The sequence below is a fragment of the Lactobacillus sp. UMNPBX6 genome (genome assembly GCF_002553975.1).
Lineage (GTDB): Bacteria > Bacillota > Bacilli > Lactobacillales > Lactobacillaceae > Lactobacillus > Lactobacillus gallinarum.
This window is the reverse complement of sequence record NZ_PCZD01000007.1, coordinates 1-16,653: the sequence shown is the minus strand read 5'-3', so window position 1 is coordinate 16,653 and position 16,653 is coordinate 1. Positions and strand designations below refer to the sequence as shown.

Here is a 16,653-nt window from a genome sequence, read left to right as displayed (position 1 = left end):
GAAATTATTAATTAAGATCTGACACTTAACACATAGATAGAGGTAACATATGGCTACATTTGATGAACTTGTAAATCAAATAGATAATAATTTAGATAATCAAAGAGATCGAGGAACAGCCTTTGAAAAGATGGTTGTTGCTTATCTTAAGAATGAACCTTTATATAAGCAAAAATTTGAAGATGTTTGGATGCTTAATGAAGTTCCAGCAGAATACCATATTTCTAAAAGAGATACTGGTGTAGATATTGTTGCTAAAGATTATGAAGGTAATTTAACAGCGGTTCAGGCTAAGTTTGATAAAGGCAAGGTAAGCAAGGATGAGATTAATTCATTTGTTGCTGAAACTGGTAAGGATTACTATTCTGCAGGGATGCTTGTTTCTACAACTGATGAATGGAATAGAAACGCAGAAAATGCTTTAACTGGAACAACTAAGCCTTTTACTAGAATTGGTCTATCTCAATTACGTCATGCAAATATTGATTGGAAGAAGTTTTCTTTTGCTAAAGAAAATAATCTTTCGACTAAAAAGGAGAAGAGGCTTCGTAAGTATCAACAGACAGCAGTAAACAATGCTGTTGAATATTATAAAGATCATGATCGTGGCAAGTTGATTATGGCTCCTGGTACTGGTAAGACCTTTACGAGTTTAAAGATCGCAGAAGCTTTAATGCGTGATCAAAAGAAGAGCAATTTTAATGTTCTTTACTTAGTTCCAAGTATTCAACTACTATCACAAACTTTGTTTAGCTGGAATGATGATGTATCTGATGATATTCACATGACTTCATTTTCTGTTGTTTCAGACAGAAAAGCTAACAAGCGTAAAGGGCAAGATGATGATGATTTAGGTGCTAAGGATATTGGTTTTGCTCCAACTACTAAAGCAAATGAATTAATAGATCAATATAAGGAAATTCAAGAATTAAATCTGTCAAGCAATATGGTTGTTACCTTTAGTACCTACCAATCTATTGATGTTATTCATAAGGCTCAAGAAGCAGGTTATCCAGAGTTCGATTTAATTATTGCAGATGAGGCACACAGAACTACTGGTGCAACTAAATTAGGAGAGGATACAGACTTTACTGAAGTTCATTCTAATAAAAACGTAAAAGGTAAGCTTCGTTTGTATCAAACAGCTACTCCTAAGATTTATGACGCTAATGCTAAGAAAAAAGCTGTTGAAAATAGTATTGTAGTTTCATCTATGGATGATGAAGTTAAATATGGTAAAGAAATTTTTAGATTTGGCTTTGGTACAGCAGTAGCACAAGGCTATTTAACTGATTATAAAGTAATGGTATTAGCTGTTAGTGAATCTTACATCAATAAAGATATGCAGAAAATGATGGCTGCAGATAATGAACTTAAGGTTGACGATATTGGTAAGATTATTGGTGTTTGGAATGCCATGGTTAAGCGTAATGGTGTGACTGGTGAAATAGACGGCGCGCCGATGAAGCGTGCTATTGCCTTTACTGATACGATTAAGCACTCTAAAATCTTAGCAAATGAATTTGAGCAAGTAGTAAACGATTATCTTGATGAAAATTCAGAAGATAGTTTTCAAGTTGACGTTCATCACGTTGATGGTTCTTTAAATGCTCTTGAAAAAGCCACTCAAATTGATTGGTTGGGTAACGATGATATTGAAGATAATCATGCCAGAGTTCTTTCTAATGTACGATTTTTAACTGAAGGCATTGATGTACCAAACTTGGATGGAATTATTTTCTTTAGCCCTAAAAAATCACAAGTTGATATTGTTCAAGCTGTTGGTCGTATTATGCGCCGGGCAGAGGGTAAAGACTATGGCTATATTATCTTACCTATTGTAGTGGCCGATGGTGTAGATCCTTCTTCAGCATTAAACAATGACAAAAAATATAAGCAGGTATGGCAGGTACTTAATGCCCTTAGATCTACTGATGAGCGTTTTGAAGCAGAAGTTAATAAGCTTGACCTTAATAAGAAGAAAACAGGCAAGATTAACTTTATTGGTGTAGATACTAAGCCAGATGATGATGTTACTGAAGACAAGGGAAAAAATGCGGAAGAAAATCAAGAGCCTGAACAATTAGAATTGCCACTTCATTGGCAAGATATGCAAACAGCATTTTATGGTAAAGTTGTTCAACATGTTGGTGATAGAAGATATCTAGAGGATTGGTCAAAAGATGTGGCTGACATCGCTAAGATGTACATACGTAGAATTAATGACTTAGTTGATTCAAATCAGGGTGCTAAACTTGCTTTTGATAAGTTCCTAAAGAGTTTGAAACACAATATCAATGATTCTATTACACAAGAATCAGCTATTGAAATGCTTGCTCAACACTTAATTACTGAACCTATCTTTGATGCATTATTTGGTGAATACAGTTTTGTTAAGAATAATGCAGTTTCTAAATCAATGAATGATGTTATTACTGCATTTAAAGTATTTGGTTTTGCTAAAGAACAAGAGCAATTAAAACCATTTTATGAATCAATTAAGTTACGTGCTTCGGGGATTGATAATGCAGCTGGAAAGCAAAAATTAATTGTCACCTTGTACGATAAATTCTTTAGAACAGGATTTAAAGATACTACTGAACAATTAGGTATCGTCTTCACACCAGTAGAAGTAGTAGACTTTATTGTTCATTCAGTTGATGATGCACTTCATAAATACTTTGGTAAAGGGTTAGCAGATGAAGGAGTTCATATTCTTGATCCATTTACTGGTACAGGAACCTTTATTACTCGAACTTTGCAATACTTAAAGCAGCAAATGGATGAAGGAAAAATTACTTATGATGATATTTTACGTAAGTACATGCATGAACTTCATGCTAATGAAATTGTACTTTTGAGCTATTATATTGCTGCAATAAATATTGAGGCAGTATTTGATGAAGTTAATGGCCCTGATCGTGGATATGTACCTTTTGATGGAATTGTTCTTACTGATACGTTTGAGAGTACTGAGCGACAAGACAGCTTTATGGATGACTTATTTGGAGAAAACAATGAACGTCTAAAGAAACAACAAGAAGTACCAATTACTGCTATTATTTCTAATCCACCTTATTCTGCGGGACAAAAAAATGCAAATGATGATAATCAAAATGTTCATTACTTAAAACTTGAAGATGAAATTAGAAAACTATATGTTGCCAAAAATAATGTTCATAATGTAAATTCAATTTATGATTCTTATGTAAAAGCCATTAGATGGGCGAGTGACAGAATTAGAGAAAATGGAATAATAGGTTTTATTACAAATTCCGGATACATAGATAGTAGAGCTTTTAGGACGTTTAGACAGCATCTTTTGCAAGAGTTTAATTATGTTTATGTTTATAATTTGAAAGGCGGAGTTCGAGGTAAAACTAGGAGTGCTGCACAAAAAGAAGGACAAAATATATTTAATATTATGACTGGAGTTGCAGTATTAATTCTAATTAAAGACACTAGTAATAAACATGAATTAAATTATAGCGAAGTAGATAATTATCAATCAAGAAGGCAAAAATTAAGTAGCCTTATGGAATTAGGTTCAATTAAGAATATTAAATGGACAAAAATTAAACCTGACAGTAATAATGACTGGATAAATCAACAAAATAAAGAATATCCAAAATTCATCTCTATAGATTCAACTACTGAATCCCCATTTTTCAATCATTCGCTTGGCATAACTACTCAAAGAGATTCATGGGTTGTAGGTTTTTCAAAACAAGCCGTATTGAATAATAGTAAAAAGCTATTAAATAATTTTAATTACTTAGTAAAAAATCATATTCCTGCTGCTGATGTATTAACTTTATACAATGACACAGAGATAAAATGGTCAGAAGAACTAGGAAAGAAGTTGAAGACAAATAAACTGTTAAGTTTTAATCCAAATAAAATTTCTTTACAGTTATATAGACCTTTTACTAAAAAATGGTTAATGTATGATAAAAATTTAGTAGACAGACCTAGAGATTTCTATTCAAAATGGGGATCAAATAACATTGCATTACTTACTTCAGGGAAAAGTGTTGCTAAAGGCTTTTCTAGCTTAGTAGTTGATACATTGCCTAGCTATGATGCACTTGGAAAAACACAAGGTTTTTATGTGAAAAATAATGACCAAACTGAAATGAATCTATTAAAGAATAACAATAACAGTAATTTAAATATAAATTTTGCTAATAAGCTAGGTATAGATGTTAAAGATATAGTTCCATATATATACAGTTTGTTGAACTCTAAAGAGTATAAACTAGAATTTAAGAATAATTTAAATAAAGATGTAGTACGTATACCTATGATTAAGAATAAAGAAAAATATATCAAAGTAGGTAGAAACTTAATGGATCTTCATCTTAACTATGAAGAAGTACCAGTTTATGAAGATGTAAATATCACTACCACTGGGGATGCTTACTATAAAGTTAAGAAGATGAAGTTTGCTAATAAGAAAGATCCTGAAACTGGTAAGAAAGTAAATGATAGATCAACTATTATTTACAACGATACTTTGACTATCTCTAACATCCCTGAAAAGGCATATCAATACATCGTTAATGGTCGGTCAGCAATTGAATGGATTATGGATCAGTATCGAGTTAAGACTGATAATAAATCTGGCATTACTGATGACCCCAATGACTTTAGTGATGACCCAAAGTATATCTTTAATTTGCTGCTTAGAATTATTAATGTATCAGTTCAAACGGTAGATTTAATTAACTCATTACCTAAGTTAGAGATCGATGAATAGCGTATATTTGAATAGTAGAGGATGAGATAATCATTCTCTACTTTTTTTATTTGAATAAATCAAAAATATAAGGCAGTACAATTTCTTTAACTTTAGTGGTCACTATACCATCATCAAAGTCATCTAATGTAACTGATGAACGTAATTTTTTTGTTAATTCTGTAACAAAAATTGAACATGGATTAATTGTATCAATATTATAATAGATGGAATTTAAAATAATTTGTTTACTATTCTCAGAAAATGAAGGTACTATTCTAACTGAAGATGATCTATTGGTTACTGCAATATAATGTTCCCATACAAAATAAATTAAAGCAGTAGCCATCTTTACTTGACTAGCTTTAGTATCCGTTAAAATGTGAAATGCTTCAAGGTAAGTTAATGTAGTGATTTGGTTACTTAACTTTTCTGGATCTTTAAAAGCCTTATTTACCATTTTGGTTATGACATCTTTAAGAATATATACGGCAACTTGTGGTGTGGGAATGTATACATCAAGCCATCTATCAGTATTTTTGTACTTCAAATAGGCTAAAGATTGGATTTCGGTAGCTTTCGGGATTGCACCCTGAGCCCAAGTGAAGACTTTATGTGGAGTAATATCTTTACTGATGTATTCTAAATTAGCATTAAAGATGTTAACCTCTATTTTCTGAATTTTTTCACTAAGCTTTTCAAATGATAGTTTTTCTTTTGTAAGAAAAATTGTGATTCCATTTTTGGCTATAAATTTTTTGTTTTTAAATTTCAATGCTCAAAATGAGCAGGCCTGCATGTTCTCCTTTCATTTTTTTAACGCGTTGGATTCATAATATGATCAAATTGAAATCTGCAGGTTGATTACTTATATTTGCAGAATTTCGGCTAAATTAATTTAGTAAGCCAATAATAATGCAAAAAAAATAGGACTCGATTTTAACTTTTAAAACGCAAAAATGAACTTTACTACATGATTCTAATTTAGATATTAAAACTAAAAACATGTCAAAAAAGGCTGATACAATAACGTTTTTTGGACGTAATTGTATCGGCCTTTTATTTTGCTTTTGATGTAATAGCTTGTTTTTTAAGATGCAGGTAGCATAGAAGCATAAAGTTAAATGACCTGAGGGTCATGATTTATGAAAGGACAAAAATGATGAATAATCAAAATCAAGGTAAAAAGATTCCAGTAGCTCAGGTACCAGATACTACGAAGAGCCATCAAGTAGATAAAAAAATTGAACCAAGTACTTTTGCACCTGTTAGAAATAGCAAAACTCAGCCTATTCAAAGTTTAATGGACGCAGATTTGTATGAGTACACAGGTGACCTTTTGGAACTAGATGGCCTTGAAAGACAAGAATCTGTAGATAAGGATTCTGGTGAAGTCCATGTTGCAAGCTTGTACACTGTCAAAATCATTCAAAAGAAAGCCAAGGCGACTTTGGGTTCTTTGTTAACAATCAAGGTCAAAAATTCTGAACCAATTCTTGATCCGGTAAAGTTTGCAGAAAATCAATTAGATGACAATGCAAAAAAAATTGTAGTTCGTTTTGATAATTTAGCACATTACACATATATCGGTGGTGAATCGATAAACTCAAGTAAAGCAGAAATTGTTCCTATTTCAGTAAAAGAGGCTAGTCGATTATGAGCAATAGATTCGAAATTAATCTGAAAGATACAACAGTAAGGAAAGGTCAACTCTCTCTTATTTCTGATTCACTAATTTTTATAGGATTCTTTATCATGGGATTAGTGGGCTTTTTAGTTACTTTTCAAGCTAGATCTTTTGATAAGATGCTTTTGCTTGGAGTAGTAGCCATTATAGTGAAAGAAATTCTAGTCAACTATAATTTTGGTGCCCATAAACCAATTAGAAGGAAGTTGAGAAGAGTGGTTATGTCTGCTGGTTTGGTACGATTGAAAAATAGTCGCACCTCATCTCTATTATTTGATACTCGTGAGGTATTAGATGCACCCAGAATCGTTGTAACTGATACAGAAAAGTACACACAAATTGAGGTATATGCTAACGGGTGCCCAAATCCAGATAACATTTACAGACTACAAAGACGTCTGACCGAGGAATTTCATTTGCCGGCAGAGTTAGTTGATGACTATGGTCATGCAACCTACAAGATTTACAAGTATAAGCAGGCTGGAAGAAAGCTCAGTAATGATGACTTTAGATAGTAAAGCTGTGTGGTTAGATCGTTTTCACCCTATAGGAGTTTGTGGAAGTAGCGGCGCACTGTTAGTCGGCCTGCCAGGTACCGGAAAAACAGTTAGTGCGGTACTTTTGGCGTTAAGGATAATGCAAAAATTTGGAGCAAAGCTTATGATTGCTGATACTAAGCGATCTGATTTATATGGCATGAAGGATCAATTGATAGATGGCACTGAAAGAGTGGCTGCCACACCAGCACAAGTAGCAAAACTGCTTAGGACTACTTCAAATAACTTGAGCGCCAGGTATGATCACTACCATGATCATTGGGGCTGGACTTGGCTTGACTACGGTTTAAGACCGATTGTAGTTCTGTTTGATGAAGTGGGATCAACTCTTTCAGAAGCAGATCGTAAAACACGAGAAGAGATCCTTAATTATTTAAAGGCAATCATATATCGTTCACGTGCAATGGGAATTTACGTAATTATGGCTAGTCAAAGGCTTAGTGCGACAACTATGGATCGTGATCTTTCATTAGAGCTTAGTACCAGAATTGTTATGGGAAGCAGTGATGGCGATACTTTGAGGATGGCATTTCCCGGAGTTGATGTTAAAGAGCTACCTCCTGTTCAACGGATACCAGGACATGGCTTGATTTATACCGATTTGCTCGGGACGGCTGTGCCACAGTCGATAATTATTGATGATCCATCAGAGTTGAACATTCCTAAACTAGTTAAGTATTTAGACGTTAAAGGCAATCATATGCACTTTGCAGAAGAACCTTATTGGAAGTAGTCGACAGCTGTAGCTGGCAAATCGACAGGCTTGCCTGTCGAAACGGAGTGGTTTGAGCGGAGCGATCAGCGAAAGCTGACGCCCGTTAAGTAATACGGGTGTAGACCTCCTTCAAGGAGTTAATTATGAAACAACAAATAAACCCTAAAACTAAAATCAAAATTGATCAGATGGGCTTGATGATACCGATGGAAGAGCAAGCTCTGAAGGCAAAGCAACTGCCACAAGAATTTCAAATTTATGATACTTTGCTTCACTTGACCAAGATCTTTGGAAAGCCAAATCTACTTAGTTATGGACATAATGGCTATTCAAGATCGGCACAGTTTGGGACTAATCAAGGTGGAAGTATAACTTTAATGTACAATCCAACTAGACCAGATATGGGTTTATTTCTTCACATGACTGCCTCCGGTAAAGCTTATCTAGAAAATAATAGTGATAAACCTATTAGTTGGCATAAAGTGATTGAACAGATTTATCAAGTTTATCATGGTCATGCTAGTCGAATCGATATAGCAGCAGATTTCATCAATCATGGTTTTTCAGTTGCTGAAGTTTACCAAAACTTGCGATCCGGGAAGTGGCTATTTATTGATTCAGTCAATAGAAAGATTCCACTTAAGCGAATAGGGCATATTGGTGCTGGTGAGCAAGTAGAGACAATTTATGTTGGAAGTAGGAAGTCTGATAATTTCTTACGGCTGTACGATAAAAAGAAAGAGCAGATGAAGGCGAGAGGCCTTTATCATAATGTTGCAGTTAACTGCAATGACTGGGTTCGAGTAGAAGCAGAAATTAAAGGAAGAGCTTCAAGAGTACTTGGGTCGACGATTGCTACACTCACTACTGATGATATTTATCCTTACTTAGCTGGTTATGTTTATAAACGTTGGAAACTTGTGATTAACAATGAAAAAAAGTCAAAAGATAAAAGCTAAGTATGAATTAACTCCACTATGGATTGAACTTCAGAAAATAAGTAAATCACCAACTTATGATCTAACTCCTATATGGAGTGAAATTAAAGCACATTCTAAAGATCCAGACAGTATTATTAGTTCAAATGCTTTGCTATATCAAAGGGTTCTAACCTTTATTGCTAGTGGTTCAATGGGACTTATGTATGAACTTAAAGCAACATTTGGTGAAAAGGGTATAGATACATTCATTAAGTTTGTAAAAGATTTTGTATCAGTTGAGGATGTACCTGGTCACTATTATTTATCCAATAGCACTAAAAAGAATTTAGAAGTTTTAAGACAAGATCGTAAATCACTTGATCTGGAGAGAACACTTAATGAAGTTAGTCAATTACAATATACTCTTCATGGGGATGCAAATGCAGAAGGATGGCAAACAAAAAAGATGAATATTAATAATGAAAAAAGACTTTCAAAAACAACTTTAGCTAAAACATTAGGAGTAAGTAATACTACTCTTTGGCGAACGATTAAGGTTAATGAAGCCAAAGCCAAGAAGAACAAATTACCTAAATGTCCAAAACATAAAAATTATACTGGCGGCAGATATTATTATTTACTGTCTGAAGTGCAAGAATGGTTGGATTACATGGCTCAAGTTTAGGTAGATTAATGTATAATGAAGGAGTACCAGAGTTCGGCACTCCTTTTTTAATAAGGAGATAATAATGTCAATCACTAGAATTACATCTGGTAAAAGCAAAGGACAATATAGAGTTAGAATTCAACCGATTGATCCTATAACTAAAAAGGTTATTAAAGTACCTAGTAAAAAAGTTACTACTAGAGCTGAAGCAGTGAAGGTAGAGCGTAAACTGTGGGCTGAATATCAAGATAATAAGATAGTTCAAGCGGAACAAAGTGAAAAGAAATTTGCTACTGAATTTGCTAACTATGTTAAAGGTGAATTTGAATCAGGTAGATGGAGTCAAACGACTTATTCAGACTGGTTATATACCTCTAAGCTTGTTAGTCAATTTTTTGGTAAAGCTAAACTTAAAGATATTGATACAGCTATGATTCGTAAATTCGCTCGTCAATATATTGCTACTCATAATGCTACTGTAGGGCGTCATACGACAGTTGATAGACGTTTGCAACATTTACGTACCTACTTTTCAGTCTTAGTTGAAGATGGTTTAGCTAGAAATCCAGTGCCAAAAAATCCTCTTAGAGCATTCTTCCGCTATGATGAATTTTCTATGCCTGAAGCTAAGTATACGTTTAGTGATGGAGAAGTATCAGCAATTAAGGCAGAGCTTCAAAATGAACTTTTGCATACTAATACACGCTTTTGGACTAGTAAGTTAGCAATTTTAGTAGGAATTGAAACTGGTATGCGTCCTCAAGAAATACAAGCTCTTAGATGGGATGAATTAATTATTGATGGTAGTTATCATGTGTTTAGGATTGATGACGCATGGAATGATAAAACTCATCAGCTTAACCATCATTTAAAAGGTCGTCCAAGAGGCTATTCACGCAAAACTGTTTCTATTTCAGCTAATACGGTAGAACTTTTGAAGACGTTCCATAAGAAACAACAAGATTATTTAGCCGGTAAAGGGATGCTGAATAGTAATAACTTTATTATGCTGAACCTTACTAACCAACAGTTAACTAAACTGTGCTATCCAATTAATCAACGAAGTATGAATGATTTGCTTAAGAAGATAGCTAAAAAAGTTAGAGTCAATAATGGTGATAAGCAAGTAACTATGTATACTTGTCGTCATACTGTGGCTACTAAATTAGCAAATACTCCAGGGATGAAGTATCCTTGGGCAGCTAATAGAATGGGACACTCGGTAGATATGTTTTTACGGACATACGTCCATGTTGATCAAGATAAAGATGAAGAAATGTTAAATCTGATCAATTCAAACACACAACCCAACACACAAAAGTTAAAGACACTTTGAAAAGCTTGATGTAGAGCCAATGAATCGTCAAGGTTCGAATCCTCTAGTCAGCATTAATAAATACGTTTAAAAGATCTGATTGAAAAATCAGATCTTTTTTTGTACTATAAATAAAACATTTATTAATAGCACAATTTTCTTGGAGGAGAATTATGAAAGCATGGAAAACTAGCGGATTAATTGTATTGCTGGTCTGGATAGCAATTGCAGCAATTATCTGGTTTAGGAATGTTGACGGAGCAGGAGTAGCTCAAACGGCTCAATTAAAAGAAATGACTTTGCTGATCTGGCTAATTTTTGCAATTCCTGTCATTATTGGCTATCTAATTTGGTTTATTGTTTTAAAAAGAAAGCAAGAAAATATAAACTAAGAGAAACAAAGGAATGGTCGATTGCTTTAGGGATACCGGTTGAAGAGCGTCATGGAAAACACTATGAAGATGGTGCGGTAACTCTTGACGATTTTGATTATTCAAAAACTGATGAGGTCAAGCCAGATGCGGAAAGTGGAGTTTCGCAAAAAGAATAGAAAATAAAGAAGAGCAACATGAGAAAGAATCTCGTGTTGCTCTTTTTGATCTTCATTAATCTACTGCATTACCAAATTGATGATCTTTTTTATTAAACCATTGACGGGCAAAATCGATCAAGGATTTGCTGTTGATTACTTTGATAATTCCTTGACCTAATTTTTGTGCTTTAACTTCATTAGGAAATTCTTTTTCAAAAACTTCACCTAATTCGTTGAAATCGTCATAAGAATCTAAATCTATGTTTTGATAATTTGTCCAAATCGTTTTTCCATCTTGGTCGATACTGGTTGCTGCAGAACAGGTTTCAGTTTTGCGATGAATCGTAGATTCTGCGTAGTGAAGTATTGTGCAGGTTTCGTAATCGGTACCTAAGAAAATAATTTTGCCATCGTTCTTGTACAAATAATCAAGTGGACTGTTGATCCCATATGGCAGGTTTAAAGGCTGACGTGCGGCAATTTCAGCCGCATTTTTACCCCAGATAGCAACTGGCAAATAGGGATGCGTGCTGCGAACTACATCAGGTAAATTCCTAAAGTATTCTGGCGTTATGCCCATACCTTCTGTAGCTGAGGTCCTTGGATCATATGGTGGCATATTATCTCTAACCACCTGAATTAAATCTTGACGAACGGGTGGATACTCCCAAGTTGCTGGATCACAATTCGTTGAAACCTGTGACGGCATCATTAGTGTGCCAACGGATAAAGTTTCTTCAAGTGCTCTAACAATTGTTTTAGGCCCACCGGGTAAATATTGAAACTTACTCATGGCAGTATGAACCATGCAAGAATCTGTGCTTTTAACTCCCAATTTTGCGAAAGCTTCTTTTAAATCGTTTTTTGTAACAACAGTTTCGATTAAATTTTCAGACATAATTTATTCCTTTTCTAGATAAGATGTTATTGACTTGGTCTGAAAATAATTACTCTTGTCTTAATTTCAGCATTGTTAATTTTATTCTTTTTATTACTCATCTTAATTTACCTTTCGAATAATCAATAGCGGTATTTTAACATTTTTAAATAATAGATAAAAATAACTGAAACTGTCAAATCTTTTGTGTAAATAGATCTTTCTCATAGATTGATTTTTTATTCTTTATTTAGTCAAAGTAAGATTCTAAGGTGTCCTGAACCTGACCAAAGCCCGGTCCTAAACAGCCAACTTCAGTTCCTGAACCAAATAAACTAACATCGGAGCCCAACAAACCTAGTTTGAAAACTAATAATGACAATCACGGTAAATCAAAGAAAAATTCAGGTACTACAAAGTATTCAAGCAGAAACACGAATAATAATCCAAAGGCTAGAAGAAACGTAAAACGTCAATATAACTCAAATAATAATCCCAAAACAGAGACAGCTAGATTTGCTAAGCCACATGAATCTGCTGTAATTAGAAATGAACAGGCTCAAACTAAGCGAGAGATGTTACCAAATACTAGTAATAAGCGTCAAGCTTCAATAGCATTAGGAGCTGTTTTAGTAGGAGTAAGTGCAGTTTTACTTAGTGTGTTGGATAAGAAATGTAAGTCCTAAAGCTAAGCTTTCTAGTCAGCATAAATAAACTCGTTAAGACATGGTTTAAACGCCATGTCTTTTTTTGTGATCTAAGCAATATATCAAAGTAAAAGTACGTTTTGCTATACCTTTCTATAAAACTAACTACAATGAAAGGTGAAGAAGGCGTTTTTTATGACAAAGCATTATGAAAAAGAAGTCAAAGAAGCAGAAAGTGTATTAGAGGATAAAAAATTAACTGATAGTGAAATCTCACAAGAGTTGATTTCCAAAGATAATCCAACTGAGAACGTTAAACCATCTGAGATTGATTTCTTGCGTAAAAAGCCATCTTTAGCAACTCAAATTGATTTTACCTTGTTAGGTGACCTTGCTGGATTGTCCAAGGAAGCTAAGGAAGAAGCAGCCGCTGCAGCTGAATAATGTTAATGAAAATAAATTAGCCATGGTTTAAGCGCTATGGCTTTTTATTATGCAATCACATATTTAATTTGTCACCTAAAGCCAATATGGTTAAACTAAAAATGTTAATGCAAAAATATTTTTAGGAAAAAACTATGACAATTATCGAATTTAAACATATTAGTTACCAGGTAAAAGAAAAACAAATCTTGCATGATGTTTCTTTTAAGGTAGATCGAGGAGATTTTTTGACCTTGGTTGGACCATCAGGCTCTGGTAAAAGTACTATTTTAAAATTAACCGCTAATTTAATCAGCCCAACAGCAGGCGATATTTTTTATCAAGACAAAAAGATGGCGAAATACGATCCCGTCCAATACCGCAGGGAAGTCTCTTATTGTTTCCAGCAGCCGAGCTTGTTTGGCAAAACGGTAAGAGAAAACTTGATTTTTCCCTATGAAATTAGAAGGCAAGTCGTTGTAGAAAAAAGGATAGATGAGTTACTAAAACTAGTTGATCTATCTGCTGATTTTTTGGATAAGGACATAAATTCTTTGTCAGGTGGAGAAAAGCAGCGAGTGGCTCTCATTCGAAATATAGTTTTTCTGCCTAAGGTGTTGCTACTAGATGAGGTTACAACTGGGCTTGATGATGATAGCAAGGAAATAGTGCATCAATTGATTAAGCGAGTGCACGAACAAGGAACTACTATTATTCGAGTAACTCACGATCAAAGTGAGATTCAGACGGCCGGTCATATTATGCAGATTAAGCAGGGAAGGATCATCAAATGAAGAATGTGATGGTTAGTAATTTATCTTTAGTGTTGGCTTTTGCCTTGGTGCTGGTATCAATCGCAATTTCAGCTAAGGAAAAGCTGGGCTTAACTAAAGATATTTTAACGAGTGTATTTAGAGCAATTATTCAGTTAGTCATTATCGGCTTTGTGCTGAAGTTTATTTTTCACGTTGATCAGCTGTGGTTAACCATCGTTTCGACCTTGGTCATCATTTTTAACGCGTCCTGGAACGCTAATAAACGTGATCCTAATCCGCACCGCAGTCTTTGGAATTCGATAATTGCCGAGGCCATCGGCACCTATGTGACGCTAGGTTTGCTGATTTTTTCAGGGGTAATTAAGCCCATCCCGATGCAGGTGATTCCAATTACGGGGATGATTGCCGGTAATGAAATGGTGGCGATCGGCTTATGCTACAAGGCATTGCATGATAGTTTCAATGATTTGCATCAACAAGTTTTAGAAAAATTAGCTTTGGGCAGCGATATTAAATTGGCATCGATGCCGATCCTGCGTCGGAGTATCAAAACTGCGATGCAGCCAACGATTGATTCTGCCAAGACCGTGGGCTTGGTTAATTTACCAGGGATGATGTCGGGCTTGATCTTCGCAGGAATTAATCCAGTTTACGCGATCAAGTATCAGATTATGATCACATTCATGTTACTGTCGGCGACAAGCCTTGGTGCGGTGATCAGTGGTTATTTAGCCTATAAAAATTATTTTAATGAACAGATGCAGCTGCGATGAGAAGGCCTGAGTTTAAACACCAGGGCTTTTATTTTTATCTAAAAATTCGCTACATTTTATTGATTAATTGCCGGAGAAAACACGGGATTTTAATCCCGTGATGAATCCGGCCTTTTTTAGTTTTTTTGCTTGTTCCCCCCTTCTTTCTTAAACATATGTTTGATATAATCTTAAAAAGAAAGGAGGGAACAAATGTGCTAAAAGGGATCAAATTAAGACTCTATCCTAATAGAACACAACAAAACCAGCTTGAGCAGATGTTTGGCAATGATCGTTTTGTTTGGAATCAAATGCTGGCCATGATGAATGAGCGCTATCAGAATAATAAAGCTTTGCCTTTTTTAGGTAAGTTCAAGCTGAATTATCTGCTTAAGCCGCTTAAAAAAGAATATCCTTTTTTGAAAAACAGCGATTCTTCAAGCTTGCAGGTAGTTAATGAATTCCTAACTCAATCTTGGAAGAACTTCTTTCAAGATAAAACTGGTCAAATTGGCAAGCCTCGTTTTCATTCACGCAAGTATCTGAAAAAGTCTTATACGGGCAAGTCAATCATAAAAACTGCAGGTAAAAGGTACTTGAAGATTCCTAAATTAGGCTATGTCAAAACCAGCAAGAATAGAGTTTTGCAAGATGTTAAGATTAAGCGTTATACGGTCGTACTTGAACCAACAGGAAAATATTATTTGTCTCTACAGGTAGAAATATCTGAACCAGAGAAGTACAGCTTAACTGGCAAACAGGTTGGGATTGATGTTGGCGTGGCTGATTTAGCGATTCTGTCTAATGGGCTAAAATATCCTAGTTTTGACAGTTCTTATTTTGAAAAGAAAGCCAAAGTCTGGCAAAGAAAATATGCTCGTCGCAGACATTTAGCTAAATTATTAGTTTTGCAAGACAGGAATAAAAAGGTGCTTTGTCCTAGAAGCTTAGAGAGTTTCACTAATTGGCAAAAAGCGCAAAAGTCAAAAGCTAAGTGCCAAGCTAAAATAGCTAATCAGCGCAGAGATTATCTGCATAAACTAACTACGCATTTAGTTAAGCAATATGATGTAATTGCGATTGAAGATTTGAAAACCAAGAATCTTCAGAAAAATCATCATTTGGCTAAGTCAATTGCCAATGCTTCATGGCGGATATTCAGACAAATGCTAGAATACAAATGCGAATGGTATGGCAAGAAACTAATTGCAGTTGATCCCAAGAACACTTCCAGAATTTGTTCAAAATGTGGCTATAACAGTGGCGCTAAGCCATTAGAAATTCGTGAATGGACTTGTTCTAAGTGTCAAACCAAGCATGATCGAGATATTAATGCGGCAGTTAATATCCTGCATAAAGGAAGTACAAAGCTAAGTGGTCAGGGACTGGCCATGGTAACAAGCTGAGTTCCGTGAGTTAGGTATTTGACTAGTTCAATGTAAGATCCTAAACACTACTCAGTGTTCCCAGAAACCCGGCACTTTAGTGTCGGTGTAGTTCATAGAATCTGTCTATAACTCTACACACGGCACGAATCTGATCTTAATTACTTTTTCCATACATGCTTTAATCTTGTTAAAAGTTAAATACATCGTGTATGTGAATTTTAACGAGGTATGTATGAATAAAATAGATGAATTTTAAGCATGTAAAAGATGCAGATGCAATTGTTGTTGGTGCAGGAAGCGGAATGTCACGCGCTAAAAGATGCATTGAGGTGACTTGATGCATCTTTTTTTGATGCGTTTAGAAGAAAGAAGCGTATATTTTAAGTAATAAGTTTTTATAGTAGGTGAGTAAATGGTATTACATATAGGTGTTTCGTATAAAACGGGACCTCAGGCTAAAAAAAAAGCACAGGAAATTTCTGATACATATTATATTTCTGAAGATGATGATTCTTCGAAAAATTATTTTATTGCAACCCATTTAAAAGATGGAAAGAAAAATTATTTTCGTAAATTGCAATAATAAATTGAACACTTACGCTGTTTGATAGATTTTATCTAATTCTCTTTCGAAGATTTCATCTGGTGTGTGATATGCC

General features: G+C 34.5%; 17 protein-coding genes. 15 read left to right on the top strand and 2 right to left on the bottom strand.

The window, feature by feature from the left end:
* Positions 1–49: 49 nt before the first annotated feature.
* A complete protein-coding gene (locus tag CP357_RS02235; protein ID WP_098036441.1) occupies positions 50–4,759 on the top strand; it encodes a type ISP restriction/modification enzyme in 4,710 nt (1,569 codons plus the stop codon).
* 46 nt (positions 4,760–4,805) lie between these two features.
* Here CP357_RS02235 and CP357_RS02230 read toward each other — a convergent pair whose 3' ends face one another.
* Positions 4,806–5,513, bottom strand: coding sequence for a hypothetical protein (locus CP357_RS02230; protein WP_098036440.1), 708 nt, complete (start codon positions 5,511–5,513; stop codon positions 4,806–4,808).
* Between the two features lie 384 nt (positions 5,514–5,897).
* Here CP357_RS02230 and CP357_RS02225 point away from each other — a divergent pair, with 384 nt between their 5' ends.
* The 8 genes from CP357_RS02225 to CP357_RS02190 all read left to right on the top strand — a co-directional run bounded on the left by CP357_RS02225 (position 5,898) and on the right by CP357_RS02190 (position 11,149).
* Positions 5,898–6,398: a hypothetical protein gene (locus CP357_RS02225; protein WP_098036439.1), complete on the top strand. Its 501-nt coding sequence runs from the start codon at positions 5,898–5,900 to the stop codon at positions 6,396–6,398.
* Positions 6,395–6,940, top strand: a complete 546-nt coding sequence (locus CP357_RS02220) for a hypothetical protein (protein WP_098036438.1) — start codon at positions 6,395–6,397, stop codon at positions 6,938–6,940. The genes CP357_RS02225 and CP357_RS02220 overlap by 4 nt, the downstream gene beginning before the upstream one ends.
* Entirely contained in the window at positions 6,924–7,715 is a 792-nt protein-coding gene (locus tag CP357_RS02215; protein ID WP_158227252.1) for a type IV secretory system conjugative DNA transfer family protein, read from the top strand. Before CP357_RS02220 ends, CP357_RS02215 begins: the two co-directional genes overlap by 17 nt.
* 125 nt (positions 7,716–7,840) lie before the next feature.
* Positions 7,841–8,656, top strand: coding sequence for a replication initiation factor domain-containing protein (locus CP357_RS02210; protein ID WP_098036436.1), 816 nt, complete (start codon positions 7,841–7,843; stop codon positions 8,654–8,656).
* Positions 8,628–9,302 (top strand): AlpA family transcriptional regulator, encoded by a 675-nt coding sequence (locus CP357_RS10440; RefSeq protein WP_098036435.1) that lies wholly within the window; start codon positions 8,628–8,630, stop codon positions 9,300–9,302. The genes CP357_RS02210 and CP357_RS10440 overlap by 29 nt, the downstream gene beginning before the upstream one ends.
* A 64-nt stretch (positions 9,303–9,366) precedes the next feature.
* A complete protein-coding gene (locus CP357_RS02200; RefSeq protein WP_098036434.1) occupies positions 9,367–10,620 on the top strand; it encodes a site-specific integrase in 1,254 nt (417 codons plus the stop codon).
* Positions 10,621–10,772: 152 nt separating this feature from the next.
* Entirely contained in the window at positions 10,773–10,991 is a 219-nt protein-coding gene (locus tag CP357_RS02195; RefSeq protein ID WP_098036433.1) for a DUF3923 family protein, read from the top strand.
* On the top strand, positions 10,949–11,149 hold the full coding sequence (locus CP357_RS02190) for a hypothetical protein (protein WP_087176858.1): 201 nt from the start codon (positions 10,949–10,951) through the stop codon (positions 11,147–11,149). The genes CP357_RS02195 and CP357_RS02190 overlap by 43 nt, the downstream gene beginning before the upstream one ends.
* A gap of 55 nt (positions 11,150–11,204) precedes the next feature.
* On the opposite strand, the gene CP357_RS02185 is transcribed toward CP357_RS02190, so the two are convergent.
* Positions 11,205–12,029, bottom strand: coding sequence for an aminoglycoside N(3)-acetyltransferase (locus tag CP357_RS02185; RefSeq protein ID WP_098036432.1), 825 nt, complete (start codon positions 12,027–12,029; stop codon positions 11,205–11,207).
* Between the two features lie 341 nt (positions 12,030–12,370).
* Here CP357_RS02185 and CP357_RS02180 point away from each other — a divergent pair, with 341 nt between their 5' ends.
* The 6 genes from CP357_RS02180 to CP357_RS02155 all read left to right on the top strand — a co-directional run bounded on the left by CP357_RS02180 (position 12,371) and on the right by CP357_RS02155 (position 16,577).
* Positions 12,371–12,694, top strand: a complete 324-nt coding sequence (locus CP357_RS02180; protein ID WP_098036431.1) for a hypothetical protein — start codon at positions 12,371–12,373, stop codon at positions 12,692–12,694.
* 156 nt (positions 12,695–12,850) lie between these two features.
* The gene (locus tag CP357_RS02175; protein ID WP_087176861.1) at positions 12,851–13,099 is read left to right on the top strand and encodes a hypothetical protein; all 249 of its coding nucleotides are present in this window, start codon (positions 12,851–12,853) and stop codon (positions 13,097–13,099) included.
* 134 nt (positions 13,100–13,233) lie between these two features.
* Positions 13,234–13,872, top strand: coding sequence for an ATP-binding cassette domain-containing protein (locus CP357_RS02170; protein ID WP_098036430.1), 639 nt, complete (start codon positions 13,234–13,236; stop codon positions 13,870–13,872).
* Positions 13,869–14,627 (top strand): iron export ABC transporter permease subunit FetB, encoded by a 759-nt coding sequence (gene fetB / locus CP357_RS02165; protein WP_087176247.1) that lies wholly within the window; start codon positions 13,869–13,871, stop codon positions 14,625–14,627. The genes CP357_RS02170 and fetB overlap by 4 nt, the downstream gene beginning before the upstream one ends.
* Before the next feature lie 125 nt (positions 14,628–14,752).
* A complete protein-coding gene (locus CP357_RS02160) occupies positions 14,753–16,012 on the top strand; it encodes an RNA-guided endonuclease TnpB family protein (protein WP_098036429.1) in 1,260 nt (419 codons plus the stop codon).
* Between the two features lie 394 nt (positions 16,013–16,406).
* Positions 16,407–16,577, top strand: a complete 171-nt coding sequence (locus tag CP357_RS02155) for a hypothetical protein (RefSeq protein WP_233187193.1) — start codon at positions 16,407–16,409, stop codon at positions 16,575–16,577.
* The last annotated feature ends 76 nt before the right edge of the window (positions 16,578–16,653 follow it).

Bases quoted from the DNA above. Each gene is read 5' to 3' on its own strand.
- CP357_RS02235 (WP_098036441.1), top strand. From the start codon at position 50: ATGGCTACATTTGATGAACTTGTAAATCAAATAGATAATAATTTAGAT.
- CP357_RS02225 (WP_098036439.1), top strand. From the start codon at position 5,898: ATGATGAATAATCAAAATCAAGGTAAAAAGATTCCAGTAGCTCAGGTA.
- CP357_RS02220 (WP_098036438.1), top strand. From the start codon at position 6,395: ATGAGCAATAGATTCGAAATTAATCTGAAAGATACAACAGTAAGGAAA.
- CP357_RS02215 (WP_158227252.1), top strand. From the start codon at position 6,924: ATGATGACTTTAGATAGTAAAGCTGTGTGGTTAGATCGTTTTCACCCT.
- CP357_RS02210 (WP_098036436.1), top strand. From the start codon at position 7,841: ATGAAACAACAAATAAACCCTAAAACTAAAATCAAAATTGATCAGATG.
- CP357_RS10440 (WP_098036435.1), top strand. From the start codon at position 8,628: ATGAAAAAAAGTCAAAAGATAAAAGCTAAGTATGAATTAACTCCACTA.
- CP357_RS02200 (WP_098036434.1), top strand. From the start codon at position 9,367: ATGTCAATCACTAGAATTACATCTGGTAAAAGCAAAGGACAATATAGA.
- CP357_RS02195 (WP_098036433.1), top strand. From the start codon at position 10,773: ATGAAAGCATGGAAAACTAGCGGATTAATTGTATTGCTGGTCTGGATA.
- CP357_RS02185 (WP_098036432.1), bottom strand. From the start codon at position 12,029: ATGTCTGAAAATTTAATCGAAACTGTTGTTACAAAAAACGATTTAAAA.
- CP357_RS02175 (WP_087176861.1), top strand. From the start codon at position 12,851: ATGACAAAGCATTATGAAAAAGAAGTCAAAGAAGCAGAAAGTGTATTA.
- CP357_RS02170 (WP_098036430.1), top strand. From the start codon at position 13,234: ATGACAATTATCGAATTTAAACATATTAGTTACCAGGTAAAAGAAAAA.
- fetB (WP_087176247.1), top strand. From the start codon at position 13,869: ATGAAGAATGTGATGGTTAGTAATTTATCTTTAGTGTTGGCTTTTGCC.
- CP357_RS02155 (WP_233187193.1), top strand. From the start codon at position 16,407: ATGGTATTACATATAGGTGTTTCGTATAAAACGGGACCTCAGGCTAAA.